This window comes from Brevibacillus sp. AY1 (assembly GCF_029870785.1).
GTDB classification, from domain to species: Bacteria; Bacillota; Bacilli; order Brevibacillales; family Brevibacillaceae; genus Brevibacillus; species Brevibacillus invocatus.
The window spans coordinates 1-18,026 of sequence record NZ_JAFLPN010000042.1 but is presented as its reverse complement, the minus strand read 5'-3'; the positions used below and the strand labels follow the sequence as shown (position 1 = coordinate 18,026).

Here is an 18,026-nt window from a genome sequence, read left to right as displayed (position 1 = left end):
GTGTATGAGGCTTGGTCAAAAACAGAAGAAAAAAGTCGGATGAACTGTTGTACTCATCCGATTTTTCTTTCCAACCGTTCTACAGCAAGAACATGGCAAAGATAGTAGTGACCAGTAAGCCAATGACAACCGGATACAAATTTCTTCTCGCCAACTCAAACGGATCGACTCCGCAGATCGCGGCAGCAGGGATCAACGCCCAAGGAACAAGGGTTCCGCCGCCAACCCAGATTGCAGCGATTTGACCTAATGCTGTCAATGTAGCAACTCCAGAGCCTAGAGCTGTGGCAAACAACTGGGCAAGCGAGCCTGCAAGCGTGATGCCAGAGAAGCCGGAGCCGTCCAGACCAGTAATCACCCCGACCGCTGTCAAAGTCAGAGCGGCGACTTCCTTGCTCAGTGGAATGGTATGCGCCAGAGCTACGCCTAAGTCGTTGACGATTCCATGCGAGCCCTGGGGCAGCACTTCTCCAAATACGGTGTTAAACCCGCTGTCTCCCATGTAAAAGAATGCGGCGATCGGGATGACGGGTCCAAATACTTTAAAGCCAAACTGAAATCCTTGGATCAAATGAGTGGTTACCTGCTCCAGCCCTTTTTGCTTGTGCGCGAGCATCGTTGCTGCGATCAAAATCAACAGAGCCGTTCCGCCTACAAGTGCAGTTGCTTCACCACCGCGCAAATCAAAGACAAACATCGCGACGACGTCCAGGACAAAGAGAATCGGAACCAACGCTGCCAACGTTCTTTTAATCCCCGGAGCAAGCGGTACTTTTGCGGAGGAAAAGACGGAGCTTGTGACAGGGTTGTGGGAGGCAGGTGCGATCATTCCGTTTTTCATGTCTTTTCGCAAATACCAGAAGGCAACCACAGTGGTTACCACGCCCATCACAATGACGAGCGGAATACTGGCAGCGATGACATCATTGACAGGAATGCCTGCCGCTTTTGCTGTCAGTGATGGAGCCCCTTGGATCACATAATCGCCCGATAATGCAATCCCGTGTCCGAACAGGTTCATGGAGACAGCTACCCCTATCGCCGGCAGACCAGCTCGGATGGCGACAGGAAGCATGACAGCACCGATCAGGGCAACGGCAGGAGATGGCCAGAAGAACCAGGAGATGACCATCATGACGATACCGATTACCCAGTACGCGAGAGTCGCATTGCGAATCAGATGGGTCATTGGACGAATCATTGTTTCATTGACTCCCGTATCGGTCAAGACATGACTCATCGCTACGATAATACAGATGACCAGGATGGTAGGTAACAGTTCCGTGATGGCATAAATAAAGCTTCCGAAAATTCCTCCGACTGATGCAATCACAGAGCCGGTTGCTGTCAAGCCGAGGAAGGCGATGCCGATGATGCTGATCAAACTCGTATCGCGACGCAAAACCATCATGAGAATAATCCCGAGTACGAATAACACATAGACCCCATGAGTCCAGGCAAGTTCAATTCCCATCTGGTACCCTCCTTTGTCTGTTTTCCGTTGCGTATCTCTTTTGCCATCAGAATATGCGGAGAAACAGACGTGGGTGAGCGCACAGATCAGATATTCAAGTGGTGTTGAATCGGCAAAACTGGCATTTTCATCCTCAGTATGCGACTATAAAAAAAGCCTCTGCTGACGCTTTATCCTATGGAGCATTTTGTACGTAATCATGAACCAAAAGGGGGAACGGCGCAGTCGTCACATTTTTGCGAAGTGTCGACATGCCTACTGTGATGCATACACCAGCACCTACACCCATTCAACGTAAAATGGATCAGGCGATAGAACTCCTCGAACGCCGTTTTCTGGAGCGCAGTGAATTGATTCGTCTTCTCATGTTGGGCATGATGAGTGGAGAGAATGTATTGCTCGTCGGACCACCAGGCACGGCAAAATCTCAGCTCGCTCGCGGAATCGCCCAGCTGTTCGGCTCTGAGCACTGGTTTGAATATTTGTTGACTCGATTTACCACACCGGATGAAATCTTTGGACCTGTCTCCTTGCAGCAATTGAAGCAAGATCAATATGTACGAAAAACAAACGGTTATTTACCCAGTGCCCAATTTGTATTTCTCGATGAAATATTCAAAGCAAACAGCGCGATTCTCAACGCTTTGCTCTCCATCCTGAATGAACGCATCTACTTCAACGGGAGAGAAAAAGAGACGGTACCCATCCAGTTTTTGATTGCAGCATCCAATGAGCTCCCAGAAGAAGACGAGCAACTGACAGCGCTGTACGACCGCTTCCTAATCCGCTATGAAGTAGAATATCTAAAGCACGCCTCCAGCTATGAAAAAATGTTGACACTGCCAACGGCACCGCTGCCTGTCGTATTTTCACTCTATGATGTCCGCGATATTCAGGAGGCAGCTGCGAAAGTAGAGATCTCTGGTCCGCTGGTCTATTTCCTGTTTCAGTTGAAGCAGAATCTGGAGGAAAAGGAGTACCAATTGTCTGATCGCCGGTGGAAGAAAATCGCCAATGTATGGAAAACCTCCGCTGCCATTCATGGGCGTGAGCAAGTGACCATCTGGGATACGGTTTTCACGCCCCATTTGATGTGGGACGTTCCAGAGGATCTTCCCGTCATGCGCGAGCTTTTCGAGCAGCAATTTACAGAGATGTTGAAAGCCGAACTGGAAAATGAACTTCCTCTCCGCCATTTTTCACAGATAGCGGATAAATGGAAAGGGAAAGAGTCAGAGCTCCATGCGTTTCAGTTCAAAAAGGAAGTTGGGGCCAAGCTCGGCAAGGAAGCGCTGGAGCGGAACAGACATCTCCTTGAAGAAAGTCGCGAGCAGCTGACACATGCTGCTCAGGATTTGCGCAACAAACTCTTGGAATGGTTGAAGCGGGAAAAAGACCTGCAGGCGTATATCCTGGAGAAGAACAGACTCATTCATCACGTGGAGAAGTACACCGTCAAATTCGCTTATTTGCGGATTGAAGGTGAACGGATCTTGCAGCAATTGCAACGAACCTACCGCACGGTCTTTGATCAGGATATTCCCGGCACGGATTACGATTATACGCGCTAAGGAGTGAAGGGAATGATTGTTCGCACCAGTCAAGTTGATCGCTATCTGTTTGATCAATACCTCTCATCCTCCGTGACAGCCCAGGAATGGGTCGAGCAGGCGCATCTGTATGCTTCCTGGTTTGATCTTGAGCTTTTGGGTGATTTCTTCTTCGTTTTTTTCCTGCCCAAACCCGAAATCGATCAAACCGAGGAGGCAACACCGTTCCATAAATGGCTCATTCAGACACTCATGAAGCAGTATTTTACGAAAATGATTCATCCCAGAACTGTCGGACAGGAGAGTGCAGCCTTTAAAACGGCTATTAAAGCATTGCTGTGGCTGACGGAGTCTTTTGCAGAAGAAGTAAAAAAGAGAGAGCAGGATCAAAAGCTCACTCCGATGATGGCTGGCTTGACGGACAGAAAGGGACAGGAAGGTCAAGAGCAGGCACAGGTGTCTGAGCTGTTGAACGAAAAGCAATTGGCACGCTTGCAGCTGGTTGGCTATACCTTGCAGCAGGGAAAGCGCATGGTCGAAGAAAAGCAGGACGCCCGCGATACGAAGGCTCTCGTGGAGGCAGAGATTCGCGCCTTGCAAAATCGGATCGAAGAAATGCGTGAAGAAATGCGGGTACAGTTTACCCGTCGGACGAAGCTTCTGCAAAAAGTAAAAAAGCTGGAGGACGAACTGTCACAGCGCGAAAAGCAGTTCGAGCGCTTAAATCGACAGGAGCGGGAGGCCATCAACGCCTTTGAACAGGAGCTGGGTCAGTGGCTGGAAGCGGGATTGAAATCCTCTTTGTCTCAAGAAGACGTAGACAGCCTGCTCGTCGAGGATTTGATTGAGGCAAGCCAACAATTTGCGAACCGTCGCTGGGGACATGACTTGGGCAAGCTTCGGCGGCAAAGCTTTGAACAGTATTTGAAATGGGTGGAGAAGCTGAAGCGACACCCGGACCTGATCGGGTTTATGCTGGAGGTCGGACGAAACGTTCACCAGTTTCGAGTAAAGAGAAAAGAAATACGCAAGCGGCAGATCCCGGAGGAGTATTACGATCTTAGGCAATCAGCGGACATCGCACGGATGCTTCCCGGCGAGGCGGTGCTATTGGCTGATTCCGATTATGAGACATACTTTTTTCTCAAGTGGATGGATGAAAAGCTCATGACCTACGATACCACAGGCTGGGTAGAAGAGCCGCCAAAAGGACCTGTCATCTGCATGCTGGATACTTCACATTCCATGCGAGGCAGCAAGCTTCGGCTGGCTCAAATCTTCGTCATGACCTTTGCTGCCCTTACGATGCTGGAAAAACGCGACTTTGTGCTGATCTTGTTCGGCGCGAAGGGAGAGCTGCGTGAACAGCTCCTGTTTCATAATAGACCGGATTGGCCAGCGTTTTATGGACTCGCCCAAATGGCTTTCGGCGGAGGCACTCATTTTGATGCGCCCATCAAAAGAGGGATGGAGCTGCTGGATCAGCATAAAGCGTTTCGCGGCGCTGATTTTGTCATGGTAACAGACGGGATCGGCAGCATCTCTTCGTATGTACAGGAACGTTTGGCAGAAATGGGTAAGCAAAAACAGCTGCGCTTGCACAGCTTGATTATGGGTTCTGCGAGACAGCATCTGGTACAAACCTACGATATATTAGGTGTCTCCCATCAGGTTCGCTTTGCTACGACGTGGGAGACAAAGGACGAGGCAAACACGGGAATGTTGCTCGATGTTTTTCAAGCCTGACCTCAATATGGCTTCGTTTTCGTGCAGATGGGGATAGAGCAGTCCAGTGATCCATGTTACAATAGCCAGGTTGAATCAAAACCATCCTATGGAACACGTGAGGGATCAATACGGCTATGAGTGCACCCAATTTATTGCGAAGCTTTAATTTTTTGTATTTCTCCATGCTGGCGATGTTCGTTGCGTTTCTTCCCGTTTACCTGGATGAACAGGGTTTGAATCCAGCGCAAATCGGCTTTATCATCGGTACGGGTGGATTCGTGACGATCATCACTCAGCCGCTGTGGGGAATGATCAGTGACAAAACGAAAACAATCCGTAAAATGCTACTGATCCTTTTGCTCTTTTCAAGTCTTTTCGGCTATCTGCTGTATGACTCAAGCAGCTATCTTCCGCTTATCGCGTTTGCCATGCTGCTGTATTTTTTTCTGATGCCGATCGACCCTTTGACAGAAAGCTTGAATTTTTCCGTTTCAGAAAGGTATAAAGTCAGCTACGGCTCTATTCGTACTTTTGGTGCGTCTGGCTACGCCGTATTTTCTCTGGTCACCGGCTATGTCATGTCCTACTTCGGTGCCAACAGTCTGGCCATTCTTTTTGCAGCAATCGGACTTATCAGTTTTTTTATCAGCTGGAAAATGCCTGATGCACCAGTGACGGGAAAACCGGTTACCTGGAGCAGCCTCAAGCAATTTTTGAGCAACAAAGAGACCTTGCTGTTTCTTTTGCTGGTCTTTATTTGTTCGGTCCCTACGCGTATGAATGATACGTTTCTCGGCGTATACATTCGGGAACTGGGAGGGAGCGCCGAGCTGGTCGGCCAAGCCTGGTTTTTAGCTGCAGGTAGTGAAATTCTTGTTTTTGCTTTAAGCTTTTGGTGGATGCGCAAAGGCAAGGAATTGATCTACATTTCCTTTGCAGCAGCGTTTTACTTTATTCGGTTTTTTGCTTCTGCTTGGATCTCGGATCCCCAGATGCTGGCCTACGTCCAAATCCTGCAGGTGCTGACCTTCCCGATCTTTTATTCGGCTGCTATCCAATATCTGTACCGGATTGTTCCTGCCGAATGGCGAGCTACAGGGCAGACTGTACTGGCACTGCTGTTTTTTGGAATCTCGGGGATTCTGGCCTCTTACTTAGGCGGTGCGATCTATAACACGTTTGGTGGGCAGACGCTGTTCTTGTTTATATCCGCTATTTCCTTTATAGGAATGCTGTTCGGTCTCGTCCTACTTCGAAAGTACGGGAATAGAATGAGTGATCAAGAAGAAGCTGTGTAAGCAAGCTTTGCGCCGCAAACAAATGAAAGCCCCCTAGGGTATCCAGTCTTTGGATCTCTAGGGGGCTTTGTTTGTTTACAACAATCGGTTTCTTACAAGACACGACTTGCGAGTGTGCGTCCAAATTCCAGCTCATCAAATTTTTCCTTGACGACTGCAGAGTCATATTCCCATTTGGCTGCATCCAATGTGTAATCGATCGGTACATCGCGAATGATCGTAGCTAGCTTTTGGCTCAAATAGACCTGATCGCGGTGGTCTTCCAGCTTGCTGCGCATTTTCGGCGTGCAAGCGGTTAAGTTAATATACAGGTTGTCCAAATTTCCATGCTCCGTGATCAGCTTGGTGGCTGTTTTTTCTCCAATGCCCGGGCAGCCTGGAATACAGTCGGATGTATCCCCCATCAAGGCCTTCACGTCCACGACTTGCTCAGGGACGATACCGCGCAAGGCGAGCAGGCTTTGTGGGGTGTAGTGCTCGTGCTTGCCGCCATTTTTGAGGATTTTGACACTGACTGCATCCGAGACGAGCTGCAGACTGTCATAATCTCCAGAAGCAATGACGACCTGGTGACCTTCTAGCGACAGCTGGGTACTCAGAGTTCCTAAGATATCATCCCCTTCAAAGCCTGGACATCCCAGATTCGGGACTGCAAATGCGTCTGTTACTTCCTTGACCAGGTCAAATTGGGGAATCAGCTCTTCAGGAGGGGCTTGCCGATTGGACTTGTATCCATCGTACCATTGACTGCGAACCAAGGATTCGCGTGAGGCGACATCCCAGCCCACGACCAGGTGAGTTGGACGGACCAGGTCGGCGTAGTCCAGCATCATTTTTGTAAATCCGTATACAGCATTGGTATAGACGCCATCAGCGGTCTGGCGATAGCCGCCTGTCCAAGCTGAAGCGTAAAAAGCGCGAAATAAAAAGCTCATACCATCGATGAGCAGGATTTTGGATTGATTCACAAAGCGCGTCTCCTCTCGTGTCCAAGCTTACGCAAACATTATAACACAAAGGGTGAAGAGAGCTTTGTCAGATTTTACATGTCAAGTGAAGCGCATGGATCTTTCGTACTGAGGGATGATAGTACCACAAGAGGTGATCACCTCATCTCTTGTAAAACAAATCTCCTGGTCTCAACAGGTGAGAAGCGAAGCGGGCGGTTCAATTCCGTCACAGGAGAAAAAACGCGTTGGGAGGAATCAATCATGGCGAACAACAACGGAAGCAGCAACAACCTGGTAGTTCCTCAAGCGAACCAAGCTCTTGATCAACTTAAGTACGAGATTGCAGCGGAATTCGGTGTAAATCTCGGACCAGACACCACTTCCCGCCAAAACGGATCTGTTGGTGGAGAAATTACAAAACGTCTGGTAAGCTTTGCAGAACAACAACTGTCCCGCTAACAGGCGGAACAAGAATTACAGCTGCACCAGGTTTTCATCGTAATGTCCGTATGATTGGCATTGCTTACAACCGAATACTTGGATGCACGAAAGGGGTTCCATATGGAGCCCCTTTTCTTTGATTTCCTCCAGTCATCCCTTTCATTGAGTGTTTCCTAGCACGCGCCCTTTTCAACCAACAGGGTGCAAACGCACAAGCACATTCGCGGACTAGTCATATGGTGTAACGAACAGATATCTATCCTGTTTGTACCTCGGAAAGGAGCGATGTCCGCGGATGAAACGTAAAGAAGTGAAACGCCTTCTACGTGAACACCCTGAATTTGAAGCGTGGCTGGAAGAAGACGCTTCTCGAGTCAGTACCATTAAAAGCAATCCAGGAGCGGCTGAAGATTTGTTTAAGCGCTGGTCGGACCGAAAAAAAGGGCGTGTAGATTTTCACACCATTTCGCAAAAGACGAAAAAGGCTAGCGAGATGCTGACGGGCGTTCAATCCATCATGGATATGATGGCGGATTATACGAAGAAACTGTAAATGGTGGGAGAAGGCTAGCTGTACAGCCTTCTTTTTCTTTTTCAATTCCCTTCCACTTTTGTTATACTGGAAAACGGGAGGGAGCGCACATGTTACAATCTATGGTCAATTTCATGTTGTTTGCTGCCATTGCACTGGGTTCAGGGACAAGCTCTCTGGCTCAAAACGTAGTGGACGAAGTAGGGATGCAGATCCACCAACAGCAGGTCCCAATTGCTGTGACGCCTGCTGAGACATATCCGGGAGACGTTATTTTTGTACGCAGCAAGCAAGCCAAGGAAGTTACGCTCTTTTCTTCGACGTATTCGTTGAAGCCCTCCCAGGGAGAGTACGTCCGGTTTATTCCCATTCCATTCAACGCAAAACCAGGGACGTATCAGGTAGAATCATCGGACAAACGACTTTCAACGCCATTGACAATCAAAGCGAAGACATTTGCTGTCGATTCCATCACCGTCAGCAACCAGATGAATAGCATGCGCCAAGACACAGCAAGAATCAATGCCGACCAGAAGAAGATCGATGCGGCGCGTTCACAATCTTCACCCGTTCCATACTTTAGTGAACCGTTTATACAACCGACTACAGGTCGCTTGACTACCCCCTTTGGCTATCAGAGGGTGGTGAACGGCGTTCCTGCAAACCGGCACTCCGCGATAGACATTGCAAACAAAACTGGGACGCCGATCATGGCCAGCAACGATGGCAAAATTGTGCTGTCTGAACCCATTTACTTAACTGGGAATACGATCATCATTGATCACGGTCTAAACGTTTTTTCCATCTATGCACACATGTCCGAGCTGAAAGCGGAAGTGGGACAGGAAGTAAAGCAGGGACAGGTGATCGGTCTGATGGGAAGCACCGGTTTTTCGACGGGACCCCATTTGCATTACGGTATGCTGATCGGGAATACGTATGTCAATCCGCAGCCGTTTTTTGACGCTTCGCCCTTCCTCTGGAAGTAACCAGGAGGTGCTTTTATGAAAGCAACCCATGTGCCAAGCAAGGTACTCAATAATATGGTTCATTTTCTGGCTCCATACGAGCAAGCCGTTGATGAACTCAAATTAAAACTAAAGGGAATCAAATACGGCTTTCAAAAAAGTGGCCGTTATTCCCCTATTGAATTTGTTGTTGGACGAGTCAAAAAAGTCGACAGCTTGATCAAAAAAGCAAAAGAAAAAGGAATCGATTTTCAAAATGAGCAATGGCCGAATCAAGTGGCGCAAGAAGTGAATGACATCGCCGGCCTGCGTGTCGTATGCCGATATGTAGATGATGTGCGAGAAGTTCTGCAGCTTTTGCAAGAGCGTGAGGATATTGTCATTCACGATATCAAGGACTACATTGCGACACCAAAGCCATCCGGCTATCGTAGCATCCACATGATTGTTTCCTATACGGTCTATCATGGGAGTGACAAAATTACGCTGTTTTGCGAAATACAAATCCGTACCCTGGGTATGAACTTTTGGGCTACCAATGAGCACGAGCTTCGCTATAAGTATGCGGGTAATATTCCGCAGGACGTTTTGAAGCAGCTGAACCAAGCTTCTGTCATCACCCATCAGCTCGACGTACTGATGAACAGTTTGCGTCAGGAGATTTTGACTCCTGCACCTGTGGATATGAGTCTTGAGGAGCGGTTGGAAGAGATTTTTTCGCTGTATGTGAAACAAGACATTGATGCTGCTGCAGCATTATACAAAGAGCATGTTCATGGTTTTGAAGAAGCATTCCGGGATAATCCGAATTTTAAAATGATCCACGATCTATTAGGCAAACGCTTGGGGTAAAGCATGATGAAAAACAAAATAGCAGGTGAGAACCGATAAAAAGTGACTCGTAAGGAAAGGATAAACACTATCATGCGACTTTTACTGGCGAACCTTCTTGTTGTGGTCATTCTTTTGTGCGGCCAAAGTTTACCGGTGGCTTATGCGGAGGGAGAATCCTCCTCTGCATCCCTCGCTCTGAGCGGGGAATCCGCTATTTTAATTGATGCAAAAACGGGACAAGTCCTTTATGAGAAAAACCCTCATGAAAAGCTGTTCCCTGCCAGTATCACCAAGATTGCAACTGGAATCTATGCGATCGAAAAAGGCAACCCGGATGATATCGTGACTGTCTCCAAAAATGCCCGATATGAACAGGGAACACGTGTGTACCTCGCTGAAGGCGAGCAGGTCACGTTGAAAAAATTAGAGTACGGTCTTTTGATGCACTCGGGCAATGATGCAGCGACTGCGATTGCAGAGCATATGAGCGGTAGCTCGGAAAAATTTGCTGAAGAGCTGAATCAGTTTTTACAAGAAACCATTGGAGTCAACGAAACGCATTTTACCAATGCGCATGGGCTGCACAATCCTGAACATTACACGACGGCTTCCGACATGTCCAAAATTGCTGCTTACGCGATGAAAAACCCAATCTTTCGCGAGATTGTGGGAACCAATCGCTTGCCTTGGGACGGTGCAGAATGGAAGTCTGAGCTGATCAATCACAATAAATTGATACGGGATTACGAAGGGGCAACCGGGATTAAAAACGGTTTTACAGATCAAGCCATGCATACGCTGGTGGGGTCTGCCAAACGCGGTGAAACCGAATTCATTGCAGTGACAATGAAAACCGGCTCCAGCAACTACGCCTACAAAGATGTTACCAAGCTTCTTGATTACGGCTTTGAACATTTTGAGACGAAGCAAGTGTCTGAAGCTGGCGCCATCTATACGAACACGGAAAACACGGAAAACGATTCACCTGTTCGTTACAAGACTACAAAGAACTTGTTTGCGACTATACCGATTGGGGAAGAACCCGAAATCCATGTCTCTGCAAATGGAAACTTGGAAGTGACAGCCGGATCACAATTCATTTCCTATCCACTCGAGCGAATAGCTCCACCCGTACAAGCAAAAGCAGCATTGTCTGCATCGAAAGCTGCTGAAGGTGAAGGATCATCAGGTCCCGGACCGTCTTCAACGGTCTATTACGGCCTGTTGTTTGTCTGGCTGGGTCTGAATATGTTTTTGATCAGCTATACGGTGGTTCGGTCACGCAGAAGGAGAAATATTCGACGACGGGATGATTGGCAACGCAGAGCTTACGAATGACGAAAAAAGGTACAAGGCGATGAACGAACCGTCGCTTTGTACCTTTTTTCTTGCCTGAAGAAATAAGAGATAGAAGCCGTGTCCATCAGGCGCGTCTTTGCGTACAGTAGAAAAAAGGATGACATGGTGCCGCGGGGAGGAGTGGAACATGAATCAAATCGATGTGTCCGTTATCATTCCAGCTCGCGATGATAGCAGATGGCTTCACGCAATCATTCAAGAGATTCGCAGCATGGCTCAATCAGCAGAAGTCATTGTCGTTTGTCATCAGCCATCCCCTGCTACCATGGAGCAAATCCAAAAATATGACGCAACACTGATCTATGCAGATAAAGCGATCACGTATGATGAGGGGCGAGGGATTGGAGCCCTGCATGCTTCTGGAAACGTCCTTTTATTTTTGGACGATCAAGTCGTTCGACCATACAAACAATTAGAGAAATTGCTCAAGCATATAGAAAAAGGTTCAGATATTGTACTGTCTCGTGATCTGAATCCAGCGTCTTCTGATCAAGTTCTTTCCCGAAAAATGACATACCAATTACTGAATCATATTGTACGAAGACAGGACCTTGGATCTGCTTCGTTGTATGAAGTCCCTTTTGCCATGACCCGAAAGGCAGTCGATCATGTAGACCCTATGCCCTTCATTCCGGCTGTCATACTTGTCGAGTCAATTTTGCAAAAGCTCACAGTACGTGCCATCCCCGCTATAGTCATGGAGAAGAGAAGAACAAACGCTGGACAGACGATGAACAGTTCATCGCAGAAAGTCCTGGATGAGCATGCACAGGCGATGAGTCTTTGGATGCAGCAGCGGGGGGAGCGAAACGGACTTTGGGATGGAGATCGTTATCGTCCTTTACTGCAGGTTTCAGGAAGTCTCCATCTGCGCTCCGTCTATCGTTCCCATGAGTGGGAGTTCCTGCAAGGGAGGGGTTGGGATGAAAAGAGGCGATCAAAGAAAGCAGCAAGCATCAAGAAAAACAGAAAACACGCACTGGTTAAAGGAAAACAAACAGCGCTTAAGCGTGATCATCGAGGTTCAACAAGACGAAAGAACCGTTAAGCAGGTGCTGGAGCAGGTGGCAAAGCTGTCGCCAAAAGAGATTATTCTTGTCGTGAACGGAAGCAGGGATTCCTCGATTGAAAGAATTCTCATGCATAAATCACCGATCATCACCTCCTATGTCTATGCATTTCCGCTAGGTCAGGATGTTTGGCGGTCGATTGGAGCCAGAGAAGCCAACGGAGATGTGTGGCTGTTTTTAAGTGCAAGCAGTGTCATTGCGGCAAGCGACTTGCAGCCCTTCGTAACGGCCTGCTATCAAGGATTGGACGTCTCCCTTCGCAAGACGGCGACTACCGCATATTTGTCCACACGTAATGAGGAAGACATGGATAAGGTGACATTAGCCAAAGCCTATCTGAATCACATGCTGGATCAAAGGGAAAAATTCATCTCCATGATCGATCTGCCGATTGCCATTACGCGTGAAGCGGCAATTCAAATCGGAATTCATCATTTACTCGTTCCACCATTGGCTCATGCCATAGCAGTAAACAAGAAGCTGAGGGTAGGGCAATCCCATCGGGTCAAAGAAGAAAAACGTCCTCTGAAGGACCATTGTTCTTCAGTACGAAGAGAAGAGCGCATGAATATGCGTTTAGGGGATCATTTGGAAGCAGTCCACTATGTAAATCAAATGAAATCCGATCCCTCACCTTATAACGATCATTCCTAGCCGGTGTCCCTCTATGGGGCAGCGGTTTTTCTTTTAACAGACCTATGCGAAAGTACATGATCACTTGTAGATTCATTTTGCATTGTTCGGATTTTGTAGTACCATATTCTAGGGAGTATTCATTCGCCAATGGCATGAGGAAGCCAAGCTTTCTAACTAGTAAAGGAGTAGATTAAAAAATGAGTGTACATATCGGCGCCAAACCAGGTGAAATCGCAGAAACGATTCTGTTGCCAGGAGATCCTTTGCGAGCCCAATACATAGCGGAAACATTTTTAGAAGGGGCGACCTGCTACAACCATGTCCGTGGCATGCTTGGCTATACGGGTACGTATAAGGGAAAACGCGTCTCTGTACAAGGGACGGGAATGGGTGTCCCATCTATTTCTATTTACGTAAACGAACTCATGCAATCCTATGATGTGCAAAATTTGATTCGGGTAGGTACCTGCGGGGCCATTCAAGAGGATATCAAAGTACGTGACGTGATCCTGGCCATGAGTGCTTCGTCTGACTCCCAGACCAATCGTTTGCTGTTCAATCAAGTCGACTTTGCTCCAACGGCCAATTTTGACTTGCTGCACAAAGCCTTTCAAGTGGCTACCGAGCACAATCTATCGGTAAAAGTGGGCAATATTTTTACGAGCGACAGCTTTTATCGTGAAAGCATGGACTTGTACAAAAAACTGGCTAGCTATCAAGTGCTGGCTGTTGAGATGGAGTCATCCGCCTTGTATACCTTGGCTGCAAAATACAAACGCAATGCTCTTTCCGTTCTTACGGTAAGCGATCATATTCTGACCGGTGAAGAAACGACATCTGAAGAGCGTCAAACCACGTTTAACGAAATGATCGAGGTGGCATTGGAAGCTGCTTTGATAAAATAATAGCGTTCCAAAAAAAGTCGACCCCTGGATGCACGGCTGCAATAGCTGGGATATGTGCTGTAGCATATTGGGCGAAGAGAAGCAGCATGAAAACGACACAGACCCATTTCAATCCATTTGGAAGCTTTCCGAGAAAAGCAAAAATCAGCATCAATAGTGGAACGAATTCAAAAAAATGCACAAAGTGGACATGATAGCGCCAAATAGCTGGGTCAGTAAAAAGAGCTGCACTCTGGCATTAGTAACGGAGATTATTGAGCAACATGGAAGAACGAGCAGCATGAAATCGAAGGGGGATCCATACACCTTTTCGTTTACAGTTGCGTAGTCGCCGGGGGAGCAGGAAGACTTCGAACCAAAAGGGGCTATGGAGTAGCGGACCGGGCAATAGGAAAAATGGCAAAGGTACAAAAACAAAGTCCATACATGACGAAACAGAGTGCCGCCCTTTGGCACTCTTTTCGTTTACTTCTTTTTCTTGCTTTCCAGGTAGTGAGCCAGATTGTTTAGTGTATCTTCGTAGGTTCTTCTTTTTTTAGATTGGTTCGAAGAAGTGGATTTCGAATTGGATTGCACCTTTGCCATTAAGGATGACCCCCGGACGTTTTTGAGTATAGTTATCTTAATTTTAGTATAGATGAAAAAACGTGCGTCGTAAACAGAATTTTTAAAATTATTTAAATAAGTTTATTTGTATTGTATTTTCCGATCTGTACCATGAGGATCAAAAGCTGATTAAAACTGTTACATCTGCAATTATTGATTGTTATTTAGCAGGGGTTCCTAGCTTGTATCATGATATGGCAAAGGTGCGCGAAATATGGCAGATGCGGAAAGAATCTTGAAGAAGCAGAGTTAAAGTGGGATTAAACAAGAAATGCGCAATTTGTAGATGCAAAGGAGTTTAGACTCCAGTATCGAATGTATGGGGAATGACACAGGAGGTTCTTTGGGATGAATGATTATATCAAGACAATGAGAAGTCTCATTGGTCAAGAAACATTAATAACGGTTGGATGTGGCGCGATGATCGAAGACACAGCTGGTCGTATTTTGCTGCAAAGAAAAAGAGATCTCGGCACATGGGGTCTACCTGGTGGGCTGATGGAAATTGGAGAAACCTTTGAGGAAACCGTAAAACGAGAGATTTTGGAGGAGACGAATCTGATCATTCTCCAGCCATTGCGGTTATTTGGTATCTATTCCGGAAAAGATGGTTTTGCCCAGTACGCAAATGGCGATAAGGTGTTCAGTATACAGATCATTTTTCATGTGACTGCCTACAAAGGCAATATTCAAGCCAATGAAGAATCTGCACAGCTTCAATTCGTGCATAAAACCGAGCTGCCGGCTAATATAAACCCGCATCAAGCACCATTTATTATGGATTGGGTAAATGGAATGCAAACGCCTGTCATCCGTTAGTTGAAAATGAGCGGTGGTTAAATTGTATCCATGACGTCAGGAAGAGTTTTTAACTTTGCCGATCATGAAGAAAATTTCTTTGCCGTCATGGAGAGATAATAAATCTTTTGACGTGCCACCATACAAGATGAGCAGCTGACTGGATAAGTCGGCTGCTGTTTGATTTTAGGGGATACACTCTTCTTGGAAAAGTTGAGTTTCCTTTGAGTCCGATAATATATATTATGTAAACAAATAAAACGGAAAATAAATGTGGGACACGGATATATGTGGTTGTAGTACAGTGACACAAAACTACTACCTTTCACGACACAAATATAGTCGCTTAAAATGCAGGGTGTTTTTTACGTGACACAAATGTGCTTCTTTACTATGCAATTTACGACACAAATATACTACTTTAACGAGAACGCTGCGACACAAAAATACTCGCTTCATGAGCAGTTCACAGATACTAACGTTCATCCATCTCTGCTTTCAGATGAAAAGAAGCCGGTGACTTGAGATTGGGCTTCCTTTTATCAAATTACTTCTCTCCAAGTACCGAGATAATACGAATTACCGAGATAATACGAATCGTGAATCGTGAATACCTCGTTTTAGACAGTAAAGATGTAGGATCCTTCTGTTTTGATTTCAGTTCATGAAATGGCTGTTTTATGAACTGAAATATTAGGCAATCATTCAAGTTAACATAATATATAAACTAATACAATTTATATCCCTCACCTTTACTTCCTGTATAAGCTGGATAAGTTGATCGATTTTTTTAGAGCTTCTGTCTGAGCTTGGAGTGACTTTGCATCAGCAGAACTATTTAGCCAAGCTACGTTCTCTGAGTCATGGAATCATCGATACCACATTTTTGCCTCAATCTCATGTTTTCTTGCAACCTGGCCAGTATTGCCTGCTTGCATATAAAATCCCACTCTGCTCCTCTGGTATCAGTTTAACAGATAAGGGGTATACGACTTAAATCCTTAATTTCTCGGCTTTAAATGTTTATTATCATCATATTCATTCATTTTCTTGTCTAAATAGATACTGTTATCAATGCTAGTAACATTGGAAATCGCTGTTATTATTGCGATAATCCCAAATATTATTCCATATGCAAGCATAAAATAATCTAGGTAGAAACAAAGAATAGCTGATAGAATTGCAAATATAAGCAAGTATACAAGGAATCTTTTCATGTTTATCACTTCCTTAGCGTTTAACAAAATTTTCGGATTCTAATTGGGTCCATCCCATTACGTCTAATTCTGGATGTTCTTTCATATAATTAGCCACTAACTGATAGCCCTCACTATATCCGAAAGCATAAGGGAATTTGCTGTCTCCGAACATCACTTCACTAATATATTCTCGATTCATTGTATGAAGAGTTTCATACATTTCATTCCGTAGCTCCATATGTTTTTTGCTATAGTCAGGTAAGTATGTTGAGCCTGGATAAACCAATTCCTGGAAATACAATGCCTTACCTTCGAAAATTATGTGATCTAACAATGTGAACGGTTTATATTTGTTAAAAAAGTCTTTGGTCCAGACACTATGGTGATATTCGTGTGCTACAGTTCCAGCTAATTCATTTTGTGATCGATATAATTCTGGATTGTAAAGAATGATTATCTTACCTGTGCCAACCGTAAACGCAACTTCTCGATCTGAGGAAGATGGCAAAACACAAACGTTTGTATTTGGACCCTTTAAAATTGTTGAGGAATCAATTAAAGCACTTTTAATGATCTCTCTAACTTCGCTTAATTTATTTTTTTCCTCTACTACTTCTTCTAATGAATCGATATCCTCTGGAACCCTATTTCTGATATCCCCTAGAAGATATAAATACTCACCGTCCTTCAGGCAATAATCTGAGATTGGCTCAAATACCTTTTCTTCATACAATTTTTTTAAAAGTTCTGGTTTTGCGTCTTTACTAGCCACTAAATACTCCCGCACAAGATTATCCATTAATATGACATTGAAACTTTGAGACTGCCCGTTATTATTAATTTCGAAATGATCTACTGTCACTTTTTCTGGATCACCTTGAGACGAGCAACCAAATAAAATTAACAGAAGCGTTATTAGATATACAATGTTTGTTTTGCTGATCATTTCGATCAACTCCTCAAGTACTAATGGAGGGTATCCGTCTTTTATCATGTTTGACTGATTTGCAGAAAAGTGAATTGTAATGAGGTACCTATGAATGGATGTTAGAGCAAGCTTGATTATTTTACTATTATGGAGGGAAATTACATAAAGTTTTTTCTGTTGATGAACATGGTGATTTCAAAGAGGATATAGACTAATGTATATCTTCTGAAAAAAACTTGCGCACTCCACATAAACAACAAAACAGTATTGTAAATTTTTATTAATGAAGTCTTCAACACTTCTTGGCTTCGGAATTGGTAATAATTGAATCAATTTCATAATTACCCATCTTAAAAATATACAGACTGTCCCAATCTCTTCTTTATCCTTTTTTAAAAACTAAGCTGCGACTGGCTTCTTGTTTTCCAGTGCGTTACGAATCCGATCTGTAGATAATTTGGCGGCATTATAAACAAGAATGACCAAATCAAAATGGACTTTAGCCCTCTTTCCTGTACGATAGCGTACGTTGTTCAGTTGGAAAAATTCTTTCAAATAGGCATTCACTCGCTCGACAGCTGTTCGTTGGTCATAAAGTTCTTCCCACGTTTTTGTCCCTCTGGCAGGAGCCGTATACTTCCGAAGATCCGTTTCGGCCTTGATTTTATAAACTTTTTGGCAGAGGGAATCTTGAGCCAGTGGACAGTCTTTGCACTCCTTGGGACGTACAAATTTCAGTGTTTTGTACTT

At 45.4% G+C, this 18,026-nt stretch carries 16 protein-coding genes and 2 pseudogenes; 13 read left to right on the top strand and 5 right to left on the bottom strand.

Annotation, left to right across the window (positions count from 1 at the left end):
- Positions 1 to 79: 79 nt before the first annotated feature.
- On the bottom strand, positions 80 to 1,561 hold the full coding sequence (locus JZI27_RS21450) for a TRAP transporter large permease subunit (protein WP_348521383.1): 1,482 nt from the start codon (positions 1,559 to 1,561) through the stop codon (positions 80 to 82).
- A 164-nt stretch (positions 1,562 to 1,725) separates the two neighbouring features.
- On the opposite strand from JZI27_RS21450, the gene JZI27_RS21445 reads away from it, so the two are divergent.
- From JZI27_RS21445 to JZI27_RS21435, 3 genes are all read left to right on the top strand, one after another.
- Entirely contained in the window at positions 1,726 to 3,045 is a 1,320-nt protein-coding gene (locus JZI27_RS21445; RefSeq protein ID WP_412850258.1) for an AAA family ATPase, read from the top strand.
- A gap of 12 nt (positions 3,046 to 3,057) precedes the next feature.
- Positions 3,058 to 4,770, top strand: coding sequence for a vWA domain-containing protein (locus JZI27_RS21440; protein WP_280209218.1), 1,713 nt, complete (start codon positions 3,058 to 3,060; stop codon positions 4,768 to 4,770).
- Positions 4,771 to 4,886: 116 nt separating this feature from the next.
- The gene (locus tag JZI27_RS21435; RefSeq protein WP_280209216.1) at positions 4,887 to 6,050 is read left to right on the top strand and encodes an MFS transporter; all 1,164 of its coding nucleotides are present in this window, start codon (positions 4,887 to 4,889) and stop codon (positions 6,048 to 6,050) included.
- Between the two features lie 92 nt (positions 6,051 to 6,142).
- Here JZI27_RS21435 and JZI27_RS21430 read toward each other — a convergent pair whose 3' ends face one another.
- Complete coding sequence (locus JZI27_RS21430; protein ID WP_280209214.1) at positions 6,143 to 7,018, bottom strand: 5'-3' exonuclease; 876 nt, start codon at positions 7,016 to 7,018, stop codon at positions 6,143 to 6,145.
- 243 nt (positions 7,019 to 7,261) lie between these two features.
- Here JZI27_RS21430 and JZI27_RS21425 point away from each other — a divergent pair, with 243 nt between their 5' ends.
- The 8 genes from JZI27_RS21425 (at position 7,262) to deoD (ending at position 13,745) form a co-directional block, all read left to right on the top strand.
- Positions 7,262 to 7,459 carry an alpha/beta-type small acid-soluble spore protein gene (locus tag JZI27_RS21425; protein ID WP_122911311.1) on the top strand — a complete coding sequence of 66 codons (198 nt, stop codon included), beginning with the start codon at positions 7,262 to 7,264 and terminating at the stop codon, positions 7,457 to 7,459.
- Between the two features lie 277 nt (positions 7,460 to 7,736).
- Entirely contained in the window at positions 7,737 to 7,994 is a 258-nt protein-coding gene (locus JZI27_RS21420) for a hypothetical protein (RefSeq protein ID WP_122911312.1), read from the top strand.
- Positions 7,995 to 8,083: 89 nt separating this feature from the next.
- Positions 8,084 to 8,962, top strand: coding sequence for a M23 family metallopeptidase (locus JZI27_RS21415; RefSeq protein WP_122911313.1), 879 nt, complete (start codon positions 8,084 to 8,086; stop codon positions 8,960 to 8,962).
- Between the two features lie 15 nt (positions 8,963 to 8,977).
- Positions 8,978 to 9,793, top strand: a complete 816-nt coding sequence (locus JZI27_RS21410) for a GTP pyrophosphokinase (protein WP_122911314.1) — start codon at positions 8,978 to 8,980, stop codon at positions 9,791 to 9,793.
- A gap of 72 nt (positions 9,794 to 9,865) precedes the next feature.
- Positions 9,866 to 11,113, top strand: coding sequence for a D-alanyl-D-alanine carboxypeptidase family protein (locus JZI27_RS21405; protein ID WP_122911315.1), 1,248 nt, complete (start codon positions 9,866 to 9,868; stop codon positions 11,111 to 11,113).
- Between the two features lie 148 nt (positions 11,114 to 11,261).
- Positions 11,262 to 12,182, top strand: a complete 921-nt coding sequence (locus tag JZI27_RS21400; protein ID WP_280209213.1) for a glycosyltransferase family 2 protein — start codon at positions 11,262 to 11,264, stop codon at positions 12,180 to 12,182.
- Positions 12,145 to 12,858, top strand: a complete 714-nt coding sequence (locus JZI27_RS21395) for a glycosyltransferase family A protein (RefSeq protein ID WP_280209212.1) — start codon at positions 12,145 to 12,147, stop codon at positions 12,856 to 12,858. The genes JZI27_RS21400 and JZI27_RS21395 overlap by 38 nt, the downstream gene beginning before the upstream one ends.
- Before the next feature lie 179 nt (positions 12,859 to 13,037).
- Positions 13,038 to 13,745, top strand: coding sequence for a purine-nucleoside phosphorylase (gene deoD, locus JZI27_RS21390; RefSeq protein WP_122911318.1), 708 nt, complete (start codon positions 13,038 to 13,040; stop codon positions 13,743 to 13,745).
- Here deoD and JZI27_RS21385 read toward each other — a convergent pair.
- Positions 13,699 to 13,962, bottom strand: a pseudogene (locus JZI27_RS21385) (DUF6220 domain-containing protein); the annotation flags it as partial. The gene deoD and the pseudogene JZI27_RS21385 sit on opposite strands and share 47 nt — an antisense overlap.
- A 737-nt stretch (positions 13,963 to 14,699) precedes the next feature.
- Between JZI27_RS21385 and JZI27_RS21380 the strand changes: the two are divergent.
- Complete coding sequence (locus JZI27_RS21380) at positions 14,700 to 15,170, top strand: NUDIX hydrolase (RefSeq protein WP_122911319.1); 471 nt, start codon at positions 14,700 to 14,702, stop codon at positions 15,168 to 15,170.
- 21 nt (positions 15,171 to 15,191) lie between these two features.
- Positions 15,192 to 15,269 (top strand): annotated as a pseudogene (locus JZI27_RS25120) (VOC family protein); the annotation flags it as partial.
- 1,110 nt (positions 15,270 to 16,379) lie between these two features.
- Here JZI27_RS25120 and JZI27_RS21375 read toward each other — a convergent pair.
- Positions 16,380 to 17,294, bottom strand: coding sequence for a DUF2268 domain-containing putative Zn-dependent protease (locus JZI27_RS21375; protein WP_280209209.1), 915 nt, complete (start codon positions 17,292 to 17,294; stop codon positions 16,380 to 16,382).
- Positions 17,295 to 17,675: 381 nt separating this feature from the next.
- Positions 17,676 to 18,026, bottom strand: a 351-nt coding sequence (locus tag JZI27_RS21370; RefSeq protein ID WP_280209208.1) for a transposase, incomplete at its 5' end; no start/stop codon positions are given.

Coding starts and splice junctions, on each gene's coding strand:
- JZI27_RS21380 (WP_122911319.1), top strand. CDS start 14,700: ATGAATGATTATATCAAGACAATGAGAAGTCTCATTGGTCAAGAAACA.
- JZI27_RS21445 (WP_412850258.1), top strand. CDS start 1,726: ATGCCTACTGTGATGCATACACCAGCACCTACACCCATTCAACGTAAA.
- JZI27_RS21410 (WP_122911314.1), top strand. CDS start 8,978: ATGAAAGCAACCCATGTGCCAAGCAAGGTACTCAATAATATGGTTCAT.
- JZI27_RS21420 (WP_122911312.1), top strand. CDS start 7,737: ATGAAACGTAAAGAAGTGAAACGCCTTCTACGTGAACACCCTGAATTT.
- JZI27_RS21435 (WP_280209216.1), top strand. CDS start 4,887: ATGAGTGCACCCAATTTATTGCGAAGCTTTAATTTTTTGTATTTCTCC.
- JZI27_RS21375 (WP_280209209.1), bottom strand. CDS start 17,294: ATGATCAGCAAAACAAACATTGTATATCTAATAACGCTTCTGTTAATT.
- JZI27_RS21415 (WP_122911313.1), top strand. CDS start 8,084: ATGTTACAATCTATGGTCAATTTCATGTTGTTTGCTGCCATTGCACTG.
- JZI27_RS21400 (WP_280209213.1), top strand. CDS start 11,262: ATGAATCAAATCGATGTGTCCGTTATCATTCCAGCTCGCGATGATAGC.
- JZI27_RS21440 (WP_280209218.1), top strand. CDS start 3,058: ATGATTGTTCGCACCAGTCAAGTTGATCGCTATCTGTTTGATCAATAC.
- deoD (WP_122911318.1), top strand. CDS start 13,038: ATGAGTGTACATATCGGCGCCAAACCAGGTGAAATCGCAGAAACGATT.
- JZI27_RS21425 (WP_122911311.1), top strand. CDS start 7,262: ATGGCGAACAACAACGGAAGCAGCAACAACCTGGTAGTTCCTCAAGCG.
- JZI27_RS21405 (WP_122911315.1), top strand. CDS start 9,866: ATGCGACTTTTACTGGCGAACCTTCTTGTTGTGGTCATTCTTTTGTGC.